Origin of the sequence: Mycolicibacterium vaccae NBRC 14118 = CIP 105934, from assembly GCF_001552715.1 — a bacterium.
Lineage (GTDB): Bacteria > Actinomycetota > Actinomycetes > Mycobacteriales > Mycobacteriaceae > Mycobacterium > Mycobacterium vaccae.
This window is the reverse complement of sequence record NZ_BCRS01000232.1, coordinates 1-6,674: the sequence shown is the minus strand read 5'-3', so window position 1 is coordinate 6,674 and position 6,674 is coordinate 1. Positions and strand designations below refer to the sequence as shown.

Below are 6,674 nucleotides of genomic sequence, written 5' to 3'. Positions count from 1 at the left end.
GGCGGACTCGGGGAGACGGGTCGGCGGCTTCACTGCCGCATCATCTTTTCCCTGCTTGACGTCGGCTGCGTAGAGGTCCACGTACTCCTGGCCGGACAGCCGCATCAGCTCGTACATCACCTCGTCGACGACCGCGCGCTCGATGAAGCGGTTGCCGGCGAGTCCTTCGAAGCGGCTGAAATCCATTGGCGGACCGATCTTGACGCGCACCCGGCCGAACCTCAGGCCCTTGCCGGGCGGGTTCACCTCGTCGGTGCCGATCATCGCGACCGGAATCACCGGGACCTGGGTCTGCAGCGCCAGCCGGGCCAGACCGGTCTTGCCCTTGAACAGCCGGCCGTCGGGAGACCGGGTGCCCTCGGGATACATGCCCAGCAGCTTGCCCTGCGCCAGGATCCGTTCGGCGGTGTTCAGCGCGGCCTGTGCGCTGTCGGCGTCGGTGCGGTCGATCGGCACCTGACCGACCGCGGTGTAGAACCATGCGAGCAAACGCCCTTTGACACCGGTGCCGGTGAAGTATTCGGCCTTGGCCAGGAACGTGATTCGCCGACGCACCAACAGCGGCAAATAGAAGCTGTCCATCACCGCGAGGTGGTTACTCGCCAGGATGGCCGCACCGTTCTGCGGAATATGCTCCAGCCCTTCGATTTTCGGGCGAGCGATCAACGCCAGCAGAGGACCCAACAACACGTACTTGAACAGCCAGTACCACATGGACCCTCCGGATCATCGACCACGGCGCGGTCGATATGTCTGCGCCAACTTTACCCACCTGCTGTGCGTGCGACCACAGCTGCGCCTATTCTTCGACGCTCACCGGGATGTGCTGGTAGCGGCCGGGCGGCTCGGGCGGCGGCGGACCGTCCGGGTCCGGCGGGCCGGGCTCGTCGGGCGGCGGCCCTTCGGGGGTGGGAGGCGTCCCGCCCCCGGAACTCTCGATGTCCTCGAGCATCGCCTTGAGCAGCGTCAACAGCGCCACGCTGTGCTCGGCCACCACGTTCAGCAGCGGATGCTGCTCGCCCGAGATCAGCGCGGCCAGTGCACACACCGGGCACCACACCTGCTGGCACCGCCCGGGCCCACCGGCGGCCGACTGCGCGCGCGCCGCGGCCAGCCGGACCGCAGGGTCGAGCTTGTCCAGGATCGACTGGGCGAGCTGGCGGAGTTCCGGCCCGAGATCGGAGTGCGTCCCACTCAACGCGGCCACACCTCCGGGTTCGGTCGGAATCGCACCGTCAGCTCACTGCCGCGGAGCTGGGCGTCGATGACGGTGCACCGCCGCAGTACCGATGCGAGGCGCACCCGACGCCGCATCCCGCCGGCGCCGATGATCAGGTCATCGTCGACCCTACCCAACGACAGCGCCGACGGGTCGACCTGTGGCAGCTCCACCCGAAGCCGGTACACCGCGTCGAGGCCGCTGCCCGATTCCCGGTCCACGACCGGGCGCAGCGGACCGGGCGGCGGCGCCCCGTCTCTGCTGCGGGCGGAGTCGAGCAGCTCGCCGAGCGCCTTGGCCCCGATCGGCTCGCCCGATACGTGGGGCACCATGACGAGCGCGACGTCGCCGATGACCCGGTCGAGCTCGTCGAGCACGGTCCGCTGCTCGGAGATCCGCTCCGAGTACCAATCGAACGCCGGATGGGCGGGCAGATTGGTGTATTCGAACGAATCATCTTGCACCAGAACCTGGTTCACGATGAGTTCGACGACCTGGACCCCCATCAGCGACAACGCGCCGAGCGTGCGCACCGCCTCCGCGGCGACCACACGCTCCGGCGTCATGACCAGATGGGCGCTGACCCGCGATCCGTCGGTGAGCAGGCTGCCCAGGCGGTCCGTTCCGGCCCCGATCCGCTCCAGCAGGTCGACCACCGCCGCCGTGCGCGCGTCGTCGGAGCCCGACAGCCGGCGGTGCCTCGGCCAGGCGCGCTCCAGGTAGAGCGCGAACGTCGCGGGCAGCGTCATCATGCGCATCGCGTCGGCCGTCGAGGCGCAGTCGACCACCACCAGGTCCCAGTGGCCGGAGTCGGCGAGCTCACCGACCTCATGCAGACCCAGCACCTCCTGCACCCCCGGCAACGCCGAAAGCTCTTCGGGCGCAATGTCTCCGACGTCGGATTCCGGGAACCGCGCGGCCAGCGGGCCGGCGATCGTGCGCCATCGTTCCGCCAGCAGTGCCAGCGTGTCGAGGGCCAGCGCATCCAGCGACCCGCCGCCGGACGCCGTGGTGTCGAGCTCGGCCAGCACCCGGGTGGGCGCCCGCCGGCCGGTCGGGACGACGGTGACACCCAGCACGTCGCCCGTCGAGTGCGCCTGATCGGTGGACACCACGAGGACCCGCATCCCCGCCCGTGCGGCGCGCACCGCTGTGGCGGTCGCCAGCGTCGACTTACCCACCCCGCCCTTGCCGACGAACAGACTGATCCGCGGCACCCCGGGTGCGCTGCCCGCCTCGGGGGTGTCCATGCGCTCAGTCAGCCTCGACTCGTTTCTTCAGGTCCTTCAGCGCGGTATCCGTCAGGCGCCGTTCAGCCTTCCTCTTCAGCAGGCCGATCATCGGGATGACCAGGTCGACGGACAGCTCGTAGGTGACGTCGGTGCCCGAGCCCTTCGGCGTCAGCCGATAGGCGCCGTCCAGAGCCTTGAGCAACGAGCTCGAGACCAGCGACCACGTCACCGACCCGTGGTCGGCGGGCCACTCATAGGCCAGCACCATCGTGTCCTTGAGCACCGCGGCGTCCAGGACCAGGCGGGCCACCTTCGGGTAACCCTCGTCGTCGACCTCGAGGACCTCGGTCTCCTTGTACTCCGCGACCCAGTCGGGGTAGGAGCCGATGTCGGCGATGACGTCCATCACCGTCGAGGGATCGGCATCGATGTGAATCGTCTGCGCCGTCTTGTCCGCCACTGGAGCCTTCCCTGCTGTGGTCTGGTCGCTGGCCAGAAATCTACTCTCCCCGACGGGCGCGTGACCGCCGTACTTCAGGCCAGCCGGGACACCCCGACCGGGCGGCCGGCCTCCAGCCTGCGCTTGATCTCGAAGGCCATCTCCTTGCCCGCGACCCGGCGGCGGTGGTTCATCTTGGCCAGGTTCGTCTTCGCCAGAGCATCGGCAGCGGCCGCGGACGGCTCGGCGTGCAGGAAGTAATGCAGGATCACACCGTCGAGCATCTTCTCCAGCCAGACCTCCATGGTGCCGGTCAGCGCGCCGGTCACCGTCCAGCGGTGGCCCAGTTCCCCGCGGTCCTCGACCACCACCAGACGCAGGTCAGGCCACCACCGGGACCAGCTCGCCGGATCGGCGACGGCTTGGCCGACCGCGACCGGATCGGCGGCGACGAAGGTCTCGTCGGCGATCTGGATGCTGTTCATGACTGACAAGCTTCACATATGTGGCGACGTTGCCCGGAGGCGGCCGACGTCGCACTATTAGGGTGGACCCGGCCCGTCGGTGTGTCGGGCCGGCTTGAAGTGGAGAGGGCTCCTAACTCCGATGACTGCGCGCGAGTTCAGCGTTCCGGCACCGTTCACCGTCGGCGAGCACGACAACATCGCCGCCGCCGTGTACACCCACGAGCGCGACGATCCCGACCACGTCATCTTCCAGCGCCTCGTCGACGGCAACTGGCTCGACGTCACCAGCCGGGAGGCTGCCGAGCAGATCCGCGCGGCGGCGCGGGGGCTGATCGCCCAGGGCGTGCAGGCCGGGGATCGGGTGGCGCTGCTGTCGGCGACCCGCTACGAATGGCCGATCCTCGACTTCGCCATCCTGTCGATCGGGGCGGCGACGGTACCGATCTACGAGACCAGCTCGGCCGAGCAGATCCAGTTCGTGCTGGCCGACTCCGGTGCGGTGGCCGCGATCGTCGAGACCGCCGCGCACGCCGGCCGGGTCGAGCAATTGCGGGACACGTTGCCTGCGCTGCGCAAGGTGTACTGCATCGAGGGTGAGACGCCCGCACTGGAGGAGCTCACCGCGCAGGGCGCCGACGTCGACGCCGCGACCGTCGACCAGCGGGTCGCCGCGATCAGGTCCTCCGATGCCGCGACATTGATCTACACCTCCGGCACCACCGGCCGCCCGAAGGGCTGCCAGCTGACGCATTCCAACCTGCTCTACGAGATCCGCGGCTCCAAGGCCTGCTTCCCCGACCAACTCGCCAAGGGCGAGAAGCTGCTGGTGTTCCTGCCCCTGGCCCACGTGCTGGCCCGGGCGCTGACCATCGGCGCGTTCACCAACGGTGTCACGCTGGGCTTCACCAGCGACATCAAGAACCTGGTGCCGATGTTCGCGGTGTTCCAGCCGACGCTGGTGGTGTCGGTGCCCAGGGTGTTCGAGAAGGTCTACAACACCGCCGAACTGAACGCCCAGAACGCCGGCAAGGGCAAGATCTTCGCGGCCGCCGCGGACACCGCGATCGAGTGGAGCAAGGCCCAGGACACCGGCGGGCCGGGTCTGGCGCTGCGGCTCAAGCACGCGCTGTTCGACAAGCTCGTCTACGGCAAGCTGCGCGCGGCACTCGGCGGTCACTGCCACGCCGCGATCTCCGGCGGGGCACCGCTGGGCGCCCGCCTGGGTCACTTCTATCGCGGCGTCGGGCTGTCCATCTACGAGGGCTACGGCCTCACCGAGACCAGCGCGGCGATCACCGTGAACCGGGTCGGCGACTTGCGGGTGGGGTCGGTCGGCAAGCTGGTGCCGGGCAACAGCATGCGCCTCGGCGAGGACGGCGAACTGCTCGTCAAGGGCGGCGTGGTGTTCCAGGGCTACTGGGGCAACGAAGCCGAGACCGACGCGGTGTTCACCGACGGCTGGTTCCACACCGGTGACCTCGGCGCGATCGACGACGACGGATTCCTGACCATCGTCGGCCGCAAGAAGGAGATCATCGTGACCGCGGGCGGCAAGAACGTCGCGCCCGCGCTGCTCGAGGACCGGTTGCGGGCGCACCCGCTGATCAGCCAGGCGATGGCGGTCGGCGATCAGCAGCCGTTCATCGCGGCGCTGATCACGATCGACGTCGAGGCGTTCCCGGCATGGAAGGAACGGCACGGAAAGGACTCCGGCGCCGTGGTGGCCGACCTGACCGGCGATCCCGATCTGCACGCCGAGATCGAGGTCGCGATCACCGAAGCCAACCAGGCGGTGTCCAAGGCCGAGCAGATCCGCAAGTTCCGCATCCTGCCGGTCGATTTCACCGAGGACACCGGCGAGCTGACTCCGACCATGAAGGTCAAGCGCAAGGTGGTGGCCGAGAAGTTCGCGGCCGAGATCGACGCGCTGTACGCCAAGGGCTGAGCTACAGGAGCCGGGCCAGCCGCTGCGCCTGCCTGCTCCACTGCCAGTTGTCCAGCACCCACTTGCGCCCCGCCGCGCCCATCGCGGCGGCGCGGGACGGGTCGGCCAGCAGGTCGCCGACGGTCGCCGCGATCGCCCCGACGTCCCACCCGTCGACCACGAAGCCGGTCTGTCCGTCGACGACCGTCTCCGGCGCGCCGCCGGAGCGGCCCGCCACCACTGGAACGCCGGTTGAGGACGCCTCCAGGTAGACGATGCCGAGACCCTCCACGTCCAGTCCGGCCCCGCGGGTCCGGCACGGCATCGCGAACACGTCGGCCATCGCGTGGTGGGCCGGCAACTCCTCGCCGGGCACCCCGTCGGTGAAGACCACGTGTTCGGCCACCGTGAAGCTGTGCGCCAGCCGGTGCAGTGAGGCGCGGTAGGGCCCGCCGCCGACGATCACCAGAGCCGCGTCGGGTACCCGGTCGCGGATCGCGGGCATCGCCCGGATCAGCATGTCCTGCCCTTTGCGCGGGACCAGCCGGGAGACGCAGACCACCACCGGCCGCTCCCCCAGTCCGTATCGGGCCCGCAGTTCGGCGCGGGCGACCTCGTCGGGGACGAAGCGCTCGGTGTCCACGCCCGGCGGGACGAGTTCCAGCGCCGCGTCCGGCCCGAACGCCGAGGCGAACCTGCCTCGCGTGTAGGAGCTGATGTAGGTGACGACGTCGGTGTCGTCGCCGATGCGGCGCAACGCCGTTCGCGCCACCGGCAACATCGACCAGCCGACCTCGTGGCCGTGGGTGCTGGCGATCACCCGCTGCGCGCCGGCCGCCCGGGCGATCGGGGTCAGCAGCGCCAGCGGTGCCGCGGCGCCGAACCACACGGTGTCGATGTCGTGTTCCCGGATCAGGCGCCGCATCCGCAGCGCCACCGTCGGCTCGGGCACCATCAGCGTCCCCGGGTGGCGGACCACCCGGTAGCCGGTGGCCGCGGCGACGTCGTCGTAGTCCTCGGCGCCCTTCCATTTCGGCGCGTACACGGTCAGGTCGTACTCCCCGGTGGCCACGAGATGCTCGACGAGCGCCTCCAGATAGGACTGGATGCCGCCACGCCGCGGCGGAAAGTCGTTGGTGACGAGCAGAATCCGCCTCATCCGGCGCCTTCCAGGAGGGTGTGCAGGTCGGTGCCGAGGACGTCGCGGACCGCGGTGGCGACGTCGGGGTGGCCCGGTCCGCACGCCGCCGCATAGAGGTCACGCAGTTTCTGGGCGCCGTAGGTGTCGGCCACGTACGTCGCGAAACCCCACGCCCTGTCGTAGGCGGCCGACCGGCCTGGACCGGGGGTGGCCAGTTCGGCGTCCGACGGCGGCGCGGGCGCCGCGGCGGGC

Annotated in this window: 7 protein-coding genes and 1 pseudogene; 1 reads left to right on the top strand and 7 read right to left on the bottom strand. The window is 69.8% G+C overall.

Going from position 1 to position 6,674, the window contains the following annotated elements:
- The 5 genes from MVA01S_RS27850 to MVA01S_RS27830 all read right to left on the bottom strand — a co-directional run.
- Positions 1-714: lysophospholipid acyltransferase family protein (locus MVA01S_RS27850; protein WP_060941779.1), on the bottom strand; the 714-nt coding region annotated here is incomplete at its 3' end.
- A gap of 85 nt (positions 715-799) precedes the next feature.
- Complete coding sequence (locus tag MVA01S_RS27845; protein ID WP_040542958.1) at positions 800-1,198, bottom strand: hypothetical protein; 399 nt, start codon at positions 1,196-1,198, stop codon at positions 800-802.
- Complete coding sequence (locus tag MVA01S_RS27840; RefSeq protein WP_003933065.1) at positions 1,195-2,469, bottom strand: ArsA family ATPase; 1,275 nt, start codon at positions 2,467-2,469, stop codon at positions 1,195-1,197. Before MVA01S_RS27840 ends, MVA01S_RS27845 begins: the two co-directional genes overlap by 4 nt.
- A 4-nt stretch (positions 2,470-2,473) precedes the next feature.
- Positions 2,474-2,911 (bottom strand): SRPBCC family protein, encoded by a 438-nt coding sequence (locus MVA01S_RS27835; RefSeq protein ID WP_003933066.1) that lies wholly within the window; start codon positions 2,909-2,911, stop codon positions 2,474-2,476.
- A gap of 74 nt (positions 2,912-2,985) precedes the next feature.
- On the bottom strand, positions 2,986-3,375 hold the full coding sequence (locus MVA01S_RS27830; RefSeq protein WP_003933067.1) for an SRPBCC family protein: 390 nt from the start codon (positions 3,373-3,375) through the stop codon (positions 2,986-2,988).
- Between the two features lie 121 nt (positions 3,376-3,496).
- On the opposite strand from MVA01S_RS27830, the gene MVA01S_RS27825 reads away from it, so the two are divergent.
- Positions 3,497-5,302, top strand: a complete 1,806-nt coding sequence (locus MVA01S_RS27825; RefSeq protein WP_003933068.1) for an AMP-dependent synthetase/ligase — start codon at positions 3,497-3,499, stop codon at positions 5,300-5,302.
- Between the two features lies 1 nt (position 5,303).
- Here the strand turns inward: MVA01S_RS27825 and MVA01S_RS27820 are convergent, their stop codons facing one another.
- On the bottom strand, positions 5,304-6,440 hold the full coding sequence (locus MVA01S_RS27820; RefSeq protein ID WP_003933069.1) for a glycosyltransferase family 4 protein: 1,137 nt from the start codon (positions 6,438-6,440) through the stop codon (positions 5,304-5,306).
- A pseudogene (locus MVA01S_RS27815) lies at positions 6,437-6,674 on the bottom strand (peptidase); the annotation flags it as partial. The gene MVA01S_RS27820 and the pseudogene MVA01S_RS27815, both read right to left, overlap by 4 nt.

What these genes read in the sequence shown, in the direction of transcription:
- MVA01S_RS27820 (WP_003933069.1), bottom strand. Translation starts at nt 6,440, where the DNA reads ATGAGGCGGATTCTGCTCGTCACCAACGACTTTCCGCCGCGGCGTGGC.
- MVA01S_RS27830 (WP_003933067.1), bottom strand. Translation starts at nt 3,375, where the DNA reads ATGAACAGCATCCAGATCGCCGACGAGACCTTCGTCGCCGCCGATCCG.
- MVA01S_RS27840 (WP_003933065.1), bottom strand. Translation starts at nt 2,469, where the DNA reads ATGGACACCCCCGAGGCGGGCAGCGCACCCGGGGTGCCGCGGATCAGT.
- MVA01S_RS27825 (WP_003933068.1), top strand. Translation starts at nt 3,497, where the DNA reads ATGACTGCGCGCGAGTTCAGCGTTCCGGCACCGTTCACCGTCGGCGAG.